The sequence below is a fragment of the Pseudomonas sp. S3_C06 genome, from assembly GCF_054667675.1.
In genome coordinates, this window is the sequence record NZ_CP162747.1 from 718,866 (window position 1) to 733,579 (window position 14,714).

At 57.8% G+C, this 14,714-nt stretch carries 13 protein-coding genes; 6 read left to right on the forward strand and 7 right to left on the reverse strand.

Annotation, left to right across the window (positions count from 1 at the left end; genetic code table 11):
• Positions 1 to 2: 2 nt before the first annotated feature.
• From AB4N44_RS03065 to AB4N44_RS03085, 5 genes are all read right to left on the reverse strand, one after another.
• The gene (locus AB4N44_RS03065; protein WP_460110282.1) at positions 3 to 1,391 is read right to left on the reverse strand and encodes a DUF1329 domain-containing protein; all 1,389 of its coding nucleotides are present in this window, start codon (positions 1,389 to 1,391) and stop codon (positions 3 to 5) included.
• Positions 1,392 to 1,403: 12 nt separating this feature from the next.
• Positions 1,404 to 3,101 carry a DUF1302 domain-containing protein gene (locus AB4N44_RS03070; RefSeq protein ID WP_460110281.1) on the reverse strand — a complete coding sequence of 566 codons (1,698 nt, stop codon included), beginning with the start codon at positions 3,099 to 3,101 and terminating at the stop codon, positions 1,404 to 1,406.
• A 57-nt stretch (positions 3,102 to 3,158) separates the two neighbouring features.
• Positions 3,159 to 4,295: an FAD-dependent oxidoreductase gene (locus tag AB4N44_RS03075; RefSeq protein WP_460110279.1), complete on the reverse strand. Its 1,137-nt coding sequence runs from the start codon at positions 4,293 to 4,295 to the stop codon at positions 3,159 to 3,161.
• A gap of 134 nt (positions 4,296 to 4,429) precedes the next feature.
• Positions 4,430 to 4,792 carry a Rieske (2Fe-2S) protein gene (locus AB4N44_RS03080; RefSeq protein ID WP_095049092.1) on the reverse strand — a complete coding sequence of 121 codons (363 nt, stop codon included), beginning with the start codon at positions 4,790 to 4,792 and terminating at the stop codon, positions 4,430 to 4,432.
• 14 nt (positions 4,793 to 4,806) lie between these two features.
• Positions 4,807 to 5,748 (reverse strand): VOC family protein, encoded by a 942-nt coding sequence (locus AB4N44_RS03085; protein WP_460158177.1) that lies wholly within the window; start codon positions 5,746 to 5,748, stop codon positions 4,807 to 4,809.
• A gap of 257 nt (positions 5,749 to 6,005) precedes the next feature.
• On the opposite strand from AB4N44_RS03085, the gene AB4N44_RS03090 reads away from it, so the two are divergent.
• The 4 genes from AB4N44_RS03090 (at position 6,006) to AB4N44_RS03105 (ending at position 10,182) form a co-directional block, all read left to right on the forward strand.
• Positions 6,006 to 6,968 carry a LysR family transcriptional regulator gene (locus AB4N44_RS03090; protein ID WP_127927701.1) on the forward strand — a complete coding sequence of 321 codons (963 nt, stop codon included), beginning with the start codon at positions 6,006 to 6,008 and terminating at the stop codon, positions 6,966 to 6,968.
• A gap of 59 nt (positions 6,969 to 7,027) precedes the next feature.
• Positions 7,028 to 8,185 (forward strand): alpha/beta hydrolase family protein, encoded by a 1,158-nt coding sequence (locus AB4N44_RS03095; protein WP_460110277.1) that lies wholly within the window; start codon positions 7,028 to 7,030, stop codon positions 8,183 to 8,185.
• Positions 8,186 to 8,374: 189 nt separating this feature from the next.
• Positions 8,375 to 9,724, forward strand: coding sequence for a metal-dependent hydrolase family protein (locus AB4N44_RS03100; protein ID WP_273914702.1), 1,350 nt, complete (start codon positions 8,375 to 8,377; stop codon positions 9,722 to 9,724).
• An 11-nt stretch (positions 9,725 to 9,735) separates the two neighbouring features.
• A complete protein-coding gene (locus AB4N44_RS03105; protein WP_460110275.1) occupies positions 9,736 to 10,182 on the forward strand; it encodes a GlcG/HbpS family heme-binding protein in 447 nt (148 codons plus the stop codon).
• Here the strand turns inward: AB4N44_RS03105 and AB4N44_RS03110 are convergent.
• Complete coding sequence (locus AB4N44_RS03110) at positions 10,167 to 11,102, reverse strand: LysR family transcriptional regulator (protein ID WP_460111628.1); 936 nt, start codon at positions 11,100 to 11,102, stop codon at positions 10,167 to 10,169. The genes AB4N44_RS03105 and AB4N44_RS03110 overlap by 16 nt on opposite strands.
• Positions 11,103 to 11,523: 421 nt before the next feature.
• On the opposite strand from AB4N44_RS03110, the gene AB4N44_RS03115 reads away from it, so the two are divergent.
• Together AB4N44_RS03115 and AB4N44_RS03120 are read left to right on the forward strand one after the other, a co-directional pair.
• Entirely contained in the window at positions 11,524 to 11,838 is a 315-nt protein-coding gene (locus tag AB4N44_RS03115) for a DUF6966 domain-containing protein (protein WP_108224652.1), read from the forward strand.
• Positions 11,839 to 12,574: 736 nt separating this feature from the next.
• The gene (locus AB4N44_RS03120) at positions 12,575 to 13,501 is read left to right on the forward strand and encodes an FRG domain-containing protein (RefSeq protein ID WP_460110273.1); all 927 of its coding nucleotides are present in this window, start codon (positions 12,575 to 12,577) and stop codon (positions 13,499 to 13,501) included.
• A 734-nt stretch (positions 13,502 to 14,235) separates the two neighbouring features.
• Here AB4N44_RS03120 and AB4N44_RS03125 read toward each other — a convergent pair.
• The gene (locus tag AB4N44_RS03125; protein WP_218278926.1) at positions 14,236 to 14,673 is read right to left on the reverse strand and encodes a GNAT family N-acetyltransferase; all 438 of its coding nucleotides are present in this window, start codon (positions 14,671 to 14,673) and stop codon (positions 14,236 to 14,238) included.
• Positions 14,674 to 14,714: the final 41 nt, after the last annotated feature.

Genomic DNA, 14,714 nt, shown 5'->3' on the forward strand with positions numbered 1-14,714 from the left:
ATTCAACGAACCCCGGCACCCGCCATCGCCGCCGGCGAGAATTCAGACGCCTTGTAGCGATCGACCACGCCGTATTGCTCAGGCAGACCGGTGTAGACGTTCTGGATAAACCAGGCGCCGGAGGTCAGGTCGTAGAAACCCGAAGATAGCTGCGCTTGCGCTGGCAGATCCGGCAGCACGGCCGGTAGCGACCACAAGGTTTTGGCGAGTTGGCCGTTGGCGTCCCAGCGATCGCCGAGCATCGCTTGCCAAGTGTCTTCGTCGAGGTAGTAGCGGCCCTTCGGCAACTGGTGACGCTTGCCCGGCGCGAGTTCGGCGTCTACCACCCACACGCGATGCAATTCCCAGCGCACGTAATCAGGATTCATGTGATGGGCCAGAAACAGGTCTTCCGGTTTGCCGGCGGTCAGGACTTTGTTGGTGTTGTAAGGGATATACATTTCCTGCTTGCCGACCAGTTTCCAGTCGAAGCGATCGATGCGCCCCTGGAACACGCTCAACTCATCGAACGACATCACCCCGGCGGTGGCCGGCGTCGGTGTGTCGCAGCAGGCATTCGGCAATTTGCGCACGCGGCGCTGGCCGGTCAGATAGACGTGAGCCTGGGACTTGTCGCCGTTGATATTGGTGCGCCCCATGATTTGCTCACCGGCACGCAATGGCGGGCCGACATTAAGCAGGCGGAACAGCCAGTAATCACCGGCGAAACTTTCCGGCGTGCCGTCCTGGTAGTAATACGGCATGTCCTGGATCGCCTGGCCGTCGGTGGTCATCACCTGTTTGCCGTCTGCAGTCATCAGGTAATGGCGAAAGTGCATGGCCAGTGACGTGCCGCGCCAGTTGAGGATGTGGTTCCACATGGCTTCGGCGCCGTTATGCGGAATCGGGAATGGAATACCGCCAAACGCACCTTCGGGCACAGGTCCGGCGCTGCTGTCGACCAGCTTGGCACGGGTGGCATTTTTCAGGGTGTTGTCGTACACCCATTGCGGCGCAGCGGCCGAGCGACGGGTCGGATAGACGTCAATGCGATAGGTGTCAGGAAAACGCTTGAACATCTCCTTGGTGCCATCGCTGAGCTTGGCGGCGTATTGCGCAAGATTCTTCGAGGTGATGCTGAACAGCGGCTTGTCGGCCGCAAACGGATCGTTGCGTTTGCCGCCGGGTTTGTACGCCGGGTCAACTTTGGTGTAACCGCCCTGCCACGCCGGAATGCTGCCGTCGGCATTACCTGCGCGCTCGGCCCCCATTGGCGTGAGACTGCTCGACAGTTTGGCCGCCTCTTCTGCGGTGGCCGCAGTCGCAACCTGGCTCAGGACGGTAAGCGTTCCGAGCAAGGCAAAGCACAGAGCCTTCAGGCGCGGGAGACGATTGTGGTGGTGAGAAGTCATGCGCAAGTCCTCTTAAAACGTGGTCTTGACGGAGAAAGCCAGGTAATCCCGATCTTTCAGCGATTGCTGGAAATTGAATTGGCTGGCCGCGTTGAGGTTGGTGTTCTCGGGGCCGTAGTAATGCGTGTACGTCAGGCCGGCGGTCACACGGTCGAGGTAGGTCGCGGTAATACCGATATTCATGTCACCGCCGTTATTCGCGCCGAACGAACTGACAACCGCCGATTTGCCAAGCGGGAAATAGCTCAGGCCAACCGGAATGCTGATATCCACGCCGGGGAAAAACTGCCGATAAGTCGGGGTGTAAACCATCTTGAAGCCGAGACCGTCATCGGTGGCGTTGGGGTCTAGTGCGGCACGGTTTTTCGTGACGCTGAGCAGACGGTTCCAGGCGACCTCACCGACGAATCCGGACTCCTTGGCAATGAAGTTCGGCCCGAACGATGCGATCACGTTGAGGTTGATGTGCGCGGTGCGCCCGACGGCATAAAGCGCGTCATCATCGTTGTCGGCAGCAACCCCCGGTAGCACCGTGACGCCGTTGGACACCAGCGGCATGTTCCAGCGCATCGAGGCTTCACCGGCAAAGCTGTAGGCATCGACCGTGGTGGAGAAACTCGCGCCCAGCGCGCGGATGTCTTCTGGGTAAACCCAATAGTAATCGCCGATTTGGCCCGTGCTGAAGTTCGGTGCGCCAGTGGAAGGTCTGAGGTACAGCTTGGGGGTCTTGTCGTGGTACTGAATGGCATAGAGACCGTACTCCACGGTCTCGGCGCTGTATTTCAGTTGCAGTCCACCCTGCCCCGAATCTCTGGCATCTTTGTCTTTGCCATGGAAAAACGCCGCCGGACTGCTGGCGTTACCACCCAGAAACGCCGGAAACGGTGCGCCGACAATCAGGCGTTCATTGCCTTCACCGATGGTGTCGCTGGTAGAAAAGTAGCTGCCTGCGCCAGGCAAGCGTGTTTCTTCCCACTCCAGTTGGTAAAACGCACCGAGGGACACGTTGTCCGTCAGTTGGAAGGTGCCCGACAGTTGATTGACCGGACGGGTGATTTCCTTGAACTGCGTATTAGGCACCGACTGCGCCTTGACCACGTCAACCGGGGCCATGCCACCGGCAATGCCGTTGGCGCCGAAGAACAGGCTCTCGCCCCAGATCAGACCATGACGGCCGGCGCGCACCGACGTTGCACGGTCGGCCAGTTCACCGTTCCAGTAGACGAACGCGTCGAGGATTTCGCCGTCACCACCGTGCAAATGACGGGTGTCATCGGTGAACTCGTCGTAGCCCACGGAGCGCGCGTTGGCGCGGGACGGATCGTTATTGTCGTTGTTGCCCTGGTACTCGCTGTCGTACCACGCTGCACCGCTCAAACGTGCGCCGAAATCCTGAAACGACAGATCCAGCTCCGAGAGGATGTCGGTGCGATTGGAGATCAGGCCTTTTTTGAACGCGCGATCGCCATCGTCCTGATTGAGCGCCACCTGACCCTCGGTCAACTTGCTGCTCGGATTCTGCGTGCGCCAGGCAGCGCTGTACTTGATCGTGTTGTCCCAGCGCAGCTTGAAATCCGGGTTGCCGGTATCGATGTCGAAAGCGTGAGCGGCCTGGCTGCACAGCACCAGCAGCGCAGCAACGCTCAAACCAAAGGGTGCAGACGAGCAGACCGGGCGACGCGCGAGCGCCGCAGTCGTAGAACTAACCATCGCGTTAACCTCTTGTTTTTATAGTGGTAACTGCTGTGGATGAGTCGCAGGTGGGGCTTAGATTGGCTCGGCTGTGCGCGCGAGCATTTGCTTGACCAGGCCAATGCGATCGAAGTCGCGGTCGTGTTGCATCTCCTTGTCTCCGGCCAGCACCGAGCTTTCGCTGATGTATTTGCAACGTTCGAAACGCCGCGCCATAAAGCGCTGCAACTGCTGCTCGACGCTGGTGGCGGCGGACTGCTCGCGAGTCAGTTCTTCGCTGAGCACAATCGCGTCTTCGATGGCCATGCCGGCGCCTTGGCCGAGGTGCGGCGTGGTCGCATGGGCCGCATCGCCGATCAGCAGGACGCGTCCGCGATGCCACGGCTCATCGACGAACACCACTTCCATCGGCTTGTAGACGACCTGGCTGTTGTCGGTGATTTGCTCACGCAGCTCGCCGATCAGCCCGGTAAAGCCTTGCAGGCGCTGGCGCATCTGCGCAGCCAGATCGGCAGGATCCATCCACGGATTGGACGGTTCGTGGGACGTCAGAAACAGGTACATCAAATCGCCGGCCAGCGGCACCAGCCCGGCGTTGCCGTCAGCGCTTTGATAGTTGGCCAGATGATCGATTTGGGGCGCGCGGGGAAAGTTGTAGCGCCACACCGACTGACCAGTGAAACGCGGGGTGTAGGCATCGCCGAAGACCAGGCTGCGCACTTTCGAGAACAGTCCGTCGGCACCGACCACCAGGTCGTAGTGGCCGCGATTGCCGTCGGTAAACAACACGTCGACCTCTGTGCCGTTGTCGTCCAGCGCTTCCACACTCAGGCCCAAACGGACGTTGGCACCGAGTTGCAAGGCGGTTTCGCTGAGGACCTTGTGCAGCGCCAAGCGGGAAATGCCGACGTTGGCTGGGTACTGCGGACCAGCGAGGCGTTGACCCGGAATGCGCGCCAGTTGTTGTCCGCCGGGGCCGTAGATGGCGACGTCTTCGAAGGCATACGCGGCGTCCAGATAACCGTCGAGAACGCCCAGCTTGGCCATTTCACGGACGACGTTGCTCTGCTGAATAATCCCGACGCCGTAGACTGTCCATTCGGACTTGAGCTCGATCAGGTCGACCTCGATACCTTTACGCCGCAAGGCGATGGCCGCACACAAGCCGCCGATACCACCGCCCACGATCAGAACGTTGTTCACTGCACTCATGGTGTTCTCTCTTTTTATTCTTGTGATCGATGCTGCGTCGGGCACGGCATCGTTGGATGAAGCTTCCCGGCAAAGCAGGGATTTGACTAATCGCGAGTAGGGATGCGATGTATCGCCGTACGCGATACCTCGATTTATCCTGGCAGCGGCAAGCCTTCAGGCATTTGCACCAGCAGCCAGCCATCCTTCTCGCAGCTCGGCAGCGTCTCCAGCGTCTGGCCCAGGCACGGGCCGTAAATGCACTCGCCCGTCGCAGGCAGAAATTGCGCACCGTGGGCGTAGCAGACGATCAGCTGGCCATCGGCGGACAGGAAACGGTCCTTGCGATACTCCAGGCGCACGTCCAGATGCGGGCAACGGTTGCGATAGACCCGCACCTGATTGTCATGACGCAGGGCAAACACGCTGTCGCGTCCCTGCGCCAACGGATCGAACCCGCGCGCCCGGCCCTCCTCCAATTCGTCCAGCCGACACAATGGCTGCGCAATAGCGCTCATGATCAGCGCGGCCCTCAACCGAGCTTCGGCGGCGGACCGCCCGGCGCCCATTTTTCTTTCGCGCTGAACAGGAACAGCTGCGAGTTATCCGCCGACAGCGGCGCGCGACGGGCCTCCCAGGCGTCATCGTGCTTGTCCATGTCGGCGTCGTATTCGATGTGGCAGCCCAACGGACTGTTGAAGTACCAGAACCAATTGGAGCCAAACAGGTGACGGCCCGGGCCCCAGAAGCTGGTCCAGCCTTTTTGCTCGAAACGCGTCCCGGCCAGCAGCACTTCGGTGCCACTGCCCATGTGGAAGGTGAAGTGTTCGCAGCCTTTCATGTGCGGCGGGGTCTGGATCATGAACAGGCAATGGTGATCATCAGAGCCTGCCGGTCGCATGAACGGCCCGGCGCCAATGAAGGTGTCGGTGGTGCGAAAACCCAGACGCTCGGCGTAAAAGGCTTCAGCCTTTGCCGCATCAGGGACGAAATACACCACGTGGGACAAAGTGCGCGGAACAGCGCCCATATCGAGGGTAATGCCCGGCTGGTTAAGTGGCCGCTGTGGCGCATGACCGGCGGCATTGGTCAGGTCATCCGGTGCGCTGTAAGGCCTGCGTACGCTGACCTGAAAAGCGATCGCGAAACCCATATCGTCAACGCTGTGCAGCACGCCGTGCTGATCACGACGGACACTACGATCACGGGCCAGCTCATCTTCGATGGCATCCAGATCGCTGATCGCGCCGACCCCGTAGACCGTCTCGCGAATGGACGGCGCCGGGCCGATTGCCGCCGGCAAATCAGGATCGTCGGCTCGACGGATAATCACCGCGGTGCCGTCCAGCGCTTCGAAACGCCCGCCTTCGCTGTCAACGCCGACCGGCGCAAGGCCGTAGTCGCGCAGGCAATCGGTGCAGGCTTGAATGTCATCGACGCCAAAAATCAGGGCATCAAGGCCAATGATGTTCATGGCTTACCACTCCATTGAAATTATGATCCGGTGACGGTCGCCATGGACGCCTTGCAGCGCGCCGGGCCTGACTGGAAACCGGTGGTGGTGTCGGCAGCAGGGCCGACTGCGGCGAAGATTGGCGTAAGGGCTGAGCGCTGACTAATCGCGAGTCGGGATGCGACCTATCGGCAAACGCGATACCTGCGACGAAGGTTGACGCGCCAATGGATTCGTTCGAATGTATTGCGAAAATAAATACAAGAACGGACCTGCCCATGCGTTTCAACCATCTGGATCTGAACCTGCTGGTCGCGCTCGATGTGTTGCTCGAGGAGCAGAACATCACCCGCGCTGCCGAACGCCTGCACATGACCCAATCCGCCACCAGCGGCGTGCTCGCGCGTTTGCGCACCTACTTTGAGGATGAGTTGCTGGTCCAGGTCGGACGCAAGATGCAGCCCACGCCCTATGCCACGGAACTGGCCAAACCGGTGCGTGAAGTCCTGCTGACGATCCAGTCATCAATCACCGCCAAACCGGTGTTCGACCCGGCCACCAGCAAACGTCATTTTCGCTTGGTGACCTCGGACTATCTGATCAGCGTGCTGTTCGCCCAAGTGATCCAGAACATTCATCAGCAAGCGCCCAACATCACTTTCGAAATGCTTGGCCCCAGCGACAATTCCGGCGAGTTGCTGATGCGTGGCGAGGTCGACCTGATGATCGTTCCCGAGCGCTACATCATTGACGGCCACCCTTCGCGCCTGCTGTTCGAGGAAGAACACGTGTGCGTGGTGTGGCAAGGCAATACGCATGTCGGCGACAGCCTTACTCTTGAGGAGTACATGGAGATGGGCCATGTCTCGGTGGGCTTTGGCCGTACCCGACACATGAGCATCGAAGAATGGTTCATGAATCAATACGGTTTCAATCGGCGCATTGAAGTGATCACGAACGACTTCAATACCCTGCCGCAATTGATTGTCGGCACGCAGCGCATCGCCACGATGCACCAGCGCCTGGCGAACCTCTACGCGCACTATCTGCCGCTGCGCATCCTGCCGCCGCCGGTGAAGATTCCGGTCATGCGCGAGTACATGTTGTGGCACCGCAGCGTTGACGGCGACCCGATGCACCGCTGGCTGCGCGAACGCATCAGCGAATCCATCCAGCATCTGCAACACGTGCCCATCGTATCTCGCGATACCTCGTATCCGCCGTCACGATTGGCCAATTAGTCGGGTGATCCTTAACGTGCCTTGGGAATGCCAAGGCAACCATAAGGACAACAATAATCATGTTTCGCTATTTCCCGACCAACTACGTTTGGAATCTCTCTGTCGACCTGGCCATTGAAATGGGCGCCCGCATGGGCGAAATCGAAGAGATGTGCGCCCCGCTGCAAGAGGCGGCCAAGCAGCCAGACGCGGCCGGCACCCGCGCCTTTCGCGAAACCTGGGCGAAAATGGCTGACAAGCTTTGCGGTCTGGCCGAAGAAGACGAAGGCAATGGCCGGATGCTCTCGGCTGGCGAAAAATACAACCGCGCCGCCACTTACTATTTGACCTGCGAGCGTCTGCAAGCTCATGGTGCGCCAGGCCGTACCGAGCTGTATCAGCGTTTTCTGCAGACCTTCAAGCGCGGCATCGAATTGTCGCGGGAAAACTGTGAACGGGTGGAAATCCCTTACGAGGGCAAACATCTTTCCGGCTTGCTCGTGCGTGCCGAAGGCGTCGAGGGGCCGGCGCCGATTCTGGTGCAGGTCAATGGTCTGGACTCGACCAAAGAAATGAAATACCGCGTGGGCTTGCCCGCCTGGCTGGCGAAACGCGGCATCTCTTCGCTGATCATCGACCAGCCCGGCACCGGCGAAGCGCTGCGCCTGCATGGCCTGACCGCACGATTCGACAGTGAACACTGGGCCAGTCCTGTGGTGGATTGGCTGGAAACCCGAAGCGACATCGATGCCAAACGTATCGGGCTCGAAGGTGTCTCCCTTGGAGGGTATTACTGCCCGCGCGCGGTTGCATTCGAACCACGCTTCGCCTGCGGCGTAGTCTGGGGCGCCAACCATGACTGGCGTGATGTGCAAAAGCGTCGACTGGAAAAGGAAGGCAGCTTCCCGGTACCGCATTACTGGGCGCATGTCTGCTGGGTCTGGGGGGCCAAGGACGTCGAAGAGTTCATGACCATCGCCGAAAACGTCCACCTCGATGGCGTGCTCGACCGGATCAAAGTGCCGTTCCTGGTGACCCATGGTGAGCAGGATTCGCAGATACCGTTGAAGTGGGCGCATCGCACCTACGAACAACTGGTCAACAGTCCAAAATGCGAACTGAAAATCTTCACCGAACGTGAAGGTGGTGTGCAGCATTCGAGCTTCGACAACAGCATCAATGCAGGGCAATACATTGCTGACTGGGTTGCTGAAACCCTCGGCGGTCGCACCGCTTGATCCACTGAAAAACACGCCAAAAAAAAACGCCGGACAATCTTTCGATTGTCCGGCGTTTTGCATTACCGGATTCAAGCGCTGGCGCAGCTATTGATGCCGTCAATACGCCGCCATCGATGCAATCTGCTGGTCGTCCCCTCGCCTGCTCTCTAGCCTCTCTTTGCATAACAATCACATAGCGAAGGCGACATGACTGCCCTGCACCTGAAATGCCAGACCCTGTTTGACGGCACCGGACTGCAAACCCGCCAACAACAGACATTGATCGTCGAAAACGGCTTGCTCAGTTACGTCGGACCCACCGCGTTGGCACCCGCTCCCAAGCCAGGCGATACCCAGGTGGATGCGGGGGATAATTTCGTCATGCCGGGGCTGGTGGATGTGCACACCCATCTGGCCTTCGGTAACGCGCAGAGCGAGGAAGACATTGATCTGTGGACCAGCGACGAATTTCGCGCGTTGCGCGGGATGTTCTTCGCGCAACACGTGCTGGCTGCCGGCGTCACCAGCATGGTCTGCCCCGGCGACAGCGGCCAGCTCAGCATCGCCGTGCGCAATGCCGTCACCGCAGGTTTATTCGAAGGTCCGAGGATCGCGGCCAGCAGCCGCGTCATCACCAACCGCCAGAGTCTCAATGACTGGTTCCCGAGTCGGGTCGGCGCTCCGGAGTACTTCACCGCGCAGTTGGTCACCAGCCGTAGCGACGCCCTCGCGGAGATCCGCAAGCAGGCCAAGGATGGCGTTGACCTGATCAAGATCGCCATGGACGGCACGCACCGCCGTCCCAACGGCGAAATCATTGCGGCCTTCACCGCCGACGAAACCTTCGAAATGGTCGAGGAAGCGCATCGTCTGGGCTGCAAGGTCGCCACCCATGCCTACGGTCGCGAAGCCGTGATGTACGCGGCGCGCGCAGGCGTTGATCTGGTTTTCCACGCCTTTTACATGGACGACGCGTGCATCGAGGCGCTGCTTGAAGCCGGCAGCATTCTTGCCCCGACCATGACGTTCCCGCAGAACACCGTGGATTTCTGCCAGCCCCATGATCCGGCGATCAGCACCGGTTACGCCGGTTATTGTGCTCGCACATTGGAGGTCGGTTCGGCGGTGCTCAAACGCGCCAAAGCGGCCGGCGTACCGTTTGCCTGCGGCAGTGACAGCGGTTTTGCGGTGACGCCCTATGGCGAATGGCATGCGCGCGAACTGGAGCTGTTGGTCACGCGTCTGGGATTCACTCCGGCCGAAGCGTTATACGCAGCGACGGCTGTCGGTGCGCGCTGTATGCCGCGCGGTGAAACCCTCGGCTCGCTGCAAGTGGGCAAGCAGGCAGACTTCCTCGTGCTCGACGGTTCACCGCTGGATGATATTCGCATCCTTCAGGATCGTTCGCGCCTGAAGGCCGTTTACAAGGCAGGCCAACCGGTGCGTATGGATCGCAGCCCCTACAACCCCAAGCAAGTGTCCGATTTCAACTCGCTGAAATGGACCGATCTTTACACCCGCGACCGCGTGGCCCAACTGGGCAAGTGGGCCGTATGAGGACAGAGGCCATGCAACGACTTGATCTACTGACTGCGACGAACATGGCCAGCGATGCCATCCGCATCGCTCGGGAAACCGGGATCAAACCGCTGGGCGTCGCGGTACTGGATGCCGCCGCCCATCCCTTGGCGGTTTTGCGCGACGAAGACGCCAGCTTCCTCCGCCCGCAAATCGCTATCGGCAAGGCGCGCGGTTGCCTTGGAATGGGTTTTGGAGGACGTGAACTGGCAAGACGCGCGCAGGCCATGCCGGCGTTTTTCGACGCGATCAACAGTTTGACCGGCGGCGAGGTGATTCCCGTGGCGGGAGGTGTATTGATCCGTAATGCCGAGGGCTTGGTGCTCGGGGCTATCGGCATCAGTGGCGATACCTCGGACAACGACGAACGCTGCGCATTGCTGGCCATCGCCAAGGCCGGATTGGTCGCCGACAGCGGCGATCAGGCAGAGGGTTGATTGAGCAACGCGGCCTGTTCCAGAAGCAGGCCGCGAAACCACTGCATGACCGGGTCATGTTCTTGATAGGGATGCCATTGCAAGACTTGAACGGCCTCTGGGAAAGCCAGCGGTGCCGGGTGGACGCGCAACGGATAACGCTGGGCGAAGCGCTGCGCCTGTCGTTGAAACACCGTGGCAATGCGCGCGGTGCCAATGATGTACTCCGGCATCAGCACAAAGCTTTCAACGGTCACCGCCACTTGCCGTTCAATCCCGAGTTCATGCAGATGCATGGCATCCATCGCCAGGTTGTGCCCGTCGGCAAACTCGCGCACCACATGCGCTGCCGCGCGATAGTCAGCCATGCTCAGTTGCTCGGCAAACTGTGGCTGTTGCGCGCAGACGATACAACAGAGCTGGTCAGTCATGAGCCGCACATGGGGATAGGCCGGATTCAACCGTCGCTGCGGCACGATCACGCAATCACTGCGCCGATAATCGAGCGCTTCGCTGACGACATCACCGTCGCGCGGGACAGGCATGTCGCGCAGGCTCAAGCGAACACCCGGAGCGATACGCGCCAAAACACGGCTGACAGCCGGAAGCAGCACGTCGGCGACGTAATCGGAGGCTACGAGGGTGATGTGCCGGTCGCAGTTCGCCGGGTCAAAACTTAGTGGCGCGTCGACGACTTCCCGTGTCAGCGCCAACGCTGCACGCACTTTTGGCAGCAACTCCAGGCCCAGCGCCGTGGGTTCCAGGCGGCGCCCCACTTGCAACAGTAACGGGTCGTTGAAATGTTCACGCAAGCGGCCCAATGCCGAGCTGGCAGCTGACTGCCCCAGACACAGACGCTCCGCGGCCCTACTCACACTGCATTCGCTCAACAAGGCGTCCAGCGCAACCAAGAGATTAAGGTCGAGGCGTCGATATCGCATGTGGGTTCCGCTGAAGGTGATGGTGACGTTTTTGCCACTGTTTACGGGCAGGATCAAAAACGAATCATGACCTTAGCGAGCTGTGTATCAATGCGCCAATCGCGTGTTTGGTTGGGAGGTATCGTTTACGGAGATACCAAGCGCCACTGCGCGTGAATTAGTTACTCAAGGGAAGCCAATAATAGAAAGGTCAACGCGCACCATCGAGGATCCAGCAGGTAAGCAAAGGCCCTGCGATCACTTTTGATCGAGAGTAACTTATAGGTTGCTCGAAAATTGATGCTCGTGGACGGCAATCGGCCAAAAGCGGCCCTTGGACAACCTGATTGCGAAACAGTAGCTTATGTAGCGAGACTGACGAAAAATACTCGGCGGTGGGGTTCCTTCCCATACCGTGATTCACCTTGGACGATGTCAAGAAATGGGACCTAAAACCGAAGAGCTGATCTGCGTTCTTGATCAGCTTGCAGCAATGCTTGAGAGCGATGGAGATACTCACTGGAGCCTGTGGATGCGTAAGGCAAGAGCACGCTTAATGGATTCTGATTACTCCGGAATTGAGTACCTACAGTCAGCCTATGGTGGAATGGGCTCATTCAATGATCTCATTCTTGGTCAAAGTGATGAGAATGGCGTCCCTTGCTGGAAGCCGGGTCATGTTGAGCTAAACGAAAGATTCGATGAATTGCGCAATGAAGCCGCGAAGCTCGTCGAGCTCATAAAGCGAACTACATAAAGGGGCGCAGTTATCAAACTACGGTATTCAAAGGGGTTAGGCCTGCCACCGACGCATCTCACTTTGATCAGCTCCGTCGACTCCGTTTCCGGCAGCCTGGTGTTTGCCTACACAGAAGTCGGGGATTACAGAGTGCATTACACATCACGTGCCGAGTTGTTGAGCATGCTCAACAGCCTTTTGCATCAGCGCGTGCCCATTGCTGTCGGAGGCATGCTCCCGGGACCTGCCGACGAAGTCGACATGTTAATAGCGAACGAAGTACTTGAAGGCCCCTACATAGAACTGTCCTGGTCCGGCCCCCAGCAATGGACTCTGCGCGAAATCGACTCCACCACTGCTGAATGGCAACCAGTACCTGACACTCGAAGTATGGCCAATATGTCATTCGATCCGAAGTCCCTGAAATGCTCTGGCTGAACTGGCTAAGAAATTAATACAAGTTCAGGCGGTTCTTCGTATCTAGCACCAATCACCTACGGTCGCGACCAGCAGCAATCGGCCAATTGTTGCCGGTCGCGACAGTCTGAGAACGGCCAAAAGCAGACTGTTCAGCAATGGCCTAACAACAGGCCTACGTTGAGGCTTGGAGGTTTCTTCGAAATCCGTAGCGCTTCAAAGGCCCGCAGTTAACGTCCGTTCAAGGGCGGCCATAGCCCTGAGTGAACTGCAATAGCCTGCCTATCAAAAGGCCATTACACTGAAACTCGCCAAACGGAAGCGGAGTCAAGGAACGATGGCAAATCCAACAGAGATACCTTTCCACACTGCACGCCAGTTGCTTGACCACTTGTCCCCTCTAAACCCTATTTGGGGTGCTGGAAGATTCATCTTTAGAGGTCAGCCAAGTGATGAGTACAAGCTGACACCATCAGTGTGCAGGCGTGGAACAGGCTCATTCGCCTATGGCTCGCCAAGGAGGATGTTTGATGCCTCAACGGCTGGGCAAGTGGCCTTTGAGCTGGAGATATTGAGGAGATTTCTGATTGGCTGTGATCGCTCAGGGCTAAATGTTCCGGGTTACACCGAACAGTTGAGCGGAACACTTGCCGATGGTTGGGGGTCGTTCCAAAGTCCACATATCCCTTGGCCGTCTACCCAACTATACGAAATCATGGCCGTAGCTCAACACTACGATGTGCCCACTCGCCTCCTAGACTGGACCGAGAGAAGCTTTGTCGCCTGTTACTTCGCTGCGTCATCGGCAAACCTTGAGATTGATAGCAGAGAGATGCCGAGGCTGGCAATCTGGGCTCTGGACACCACTTATGCGATGCACTGGAAAACAGTGAAGGTGATTAGGACTCCAGGGGGAACGAGCAAAAATCAGGCGGCTCAGTCTGGTTTATTCACCACACATGAGGTTAAAGGATATAACCCAGACGACTTGTATCAGGTAGAAGCGCTAGAGGATGTTGAAGAGATTTACAGCATGACAGGGAGCCACACACCTCTTGTTAAAATGACCTTGCCGATTGAGGAAGCCCCCGCCTTACTAGACCTTTGCTCGCGACTTGGCGTTGATGGCTCAACGCTCTTTCCCGGCTTCCATGGTGTGGCAAAAAGCGTAAGAGATTGGGCTAACGTTGAGGTTGGCGTGAGGCCGTCTCAGTCACTCATTCAGGAATACAATGAAGACGGCTACGATCCAGACTTCCATTAAATAGTAGTCGCCTGCGGTGCATTCGACGCAAAAAACTGAATCGCCCCTGATTTTCTGGACGCCTTCGACTGGCTCCTTTTGGCCGATCTCTGCCTTCCACGACCGGCTGAAACCGACCCTAGGTAGTCATTCGGTTATTGGGCTGTTGAACAAGATGCGCCAACGTTGATCCAGACCTCGACGAAGCTGTTAGCGCTACAGCCATTGGTAGGAAGCCCCGTTGACAAGCTGCCGTCGGGCCTTGTTCGAAAGCCATGGAAATCCAGACGCAAGACGAGCATCTGCAAGTGAGCAGCCATCGGCAAAGTCCTTGCTCGCAAGCCAGCCTCCTCTCTCTATTGCTGCACCCCAGGCGCGTCGCAGTTTTTCGAGGTCATTTGCGTCGAGTGATGGTGCAGATGATACAGACTCATAAAACTCCCAAGGCTGCTCCCAGCGATCAAACGCCTCTATTGCTGAAACCAGCTTGCGATACGAGTCCATAGCGGCACCTAAAGGTTAGCGAAGTGGGCATACGTGGGCGCCCGATTGAATGATTCGCTGCCGACCATTTCTCGCCAGCCTTGTCGCACAAATTACTGTTTCGCCATTAGCCTGTCCACGGGCCGCTTCTGGCCGATTGCTGCCTTTCGTGAGAGGCTGAAATCGACTCAATGCAGACGCTGACCAGAATTTGGCTAAGGGGCGGGCTTTAGCCCGGCCCAGTGAGCAAAGCGACCGGTTAGAATCAGTTGCTATGCATGTTTTACTAGCCGTTTCTTTAAATGATACAGGTTAGTTCCGATTGGGCGATCCTCAAGAACACCATAAATCTCATACCCATGCCGCTCATAGAACTGCTTCGCATCAACGGTTTTTAAGAATGCAACTACTGCCCCATTGTCGGCACCAATCGCTTCTGCTTTCTCCAAAAGCATAGATCCTACTTTTTTACCGCGATGAGATTCCTTTACCCAAAAGGTGTCAATCTCTAAGCCATCCCAGTAACAATTACAACTTATTGCACCGATGTAGTCGCCCACTTCATCGTGTGCAACCACCATAAATATTTTATCTTCTGATTCTGGTGGTAGATTTGGATATTGAATTCGAAGATATTCTGAAAACCTATTATTCAGAACTCCTTTATCCTTTTCTGTTGGAGAACCCAATATATCAATCCTGATTTCCACTTTATTGCTCCTTAAATTCAATCTTTAAGTGCCGAACCGCT

Coding starts and splice junctions, on each gene's coding strand:
- AB4N44_RS03065 (WP_460110282.1), bottom strand. CDS start 1,391: ATGACTTCTCACCACCACAATCGTCTCCCGCGCCTGAAGGCTCTGTGC.
- AB4N44_RS03070 (WP_460110281.1), bottom strand. CDS start 3,101: ATGGTTAGTTCTACGACTGCGGCGCTCGCGCGTCGCCCGGTCTGCTCG.
- AB4N44_RS03075 (WP_460110279.1), bottom strand. CDS start 4,295: ATGAGTGCAGTGAACAACGTTCTGATCGTGGGCGGTGGTATCGGCGGC.
- AB4N44_RS03080 (WP_095049092.1), bottom strand. CDS start 4,792: ATGAGCGCTATTGCGCAGCCATTGTGTCGGCTGGACGAATTGGAGGAG.
- AB4N44_RS03085 (WP_460158177.1), bottom strand. CDS start 5,748: ATGAACATCATTGGCCTTGATGCCCTGATTTTTGGCGTCGATGACATT.
- AB4N44_RS03090 (WP_127927701.1), top strand. CDS start 6,006: ATGCGTTTCAACCATCTGGATCTGAACCTGCTGGTCGCGCTCGATGTG.
- AB4N44_RS03095 (WP_460110277.1), top strand. CDS start 7,028: ATGTTTCGCTATTTCCCGACCAACTACGTTTGGAATCTCTCTGTCGAC.
- AB4N44_RS03100 (WP_273914702.1), top strand. CDS start 8,375: ATGACTGCCCTGCACCTGAAATGCCAGACCCTGTTTGACGGCACCGGA.
- AB4N44_RS03105 (WP_460110275.1), top strand. CDS start 9,736: ATGCAACGACTTGATCTACTGACTGCGACGAACATGGCCAGCGATGCC.
- AB4N44_RS03110 (WP_460111628.1), bottom strand. CDS start 11,102: ATGCGATATCGACGCCTCGACCTTAATCTCTTGGTTGCGCTGGACGCC.
- AB4N44_RS03115 (WP_108224652.1), top strand. CDS start 11,524: ATGGGACCTAAAACCGAAGAGCTGATCTGCGTTCTTGATCAGCTTGCA.
- AB4N44_RS03120 (WP_460110273.1), top strand. CDS start 12,575: ATGGCAAATCCAACAGAGATACCTTTCCACACTGCACGCCAGTTGCTT.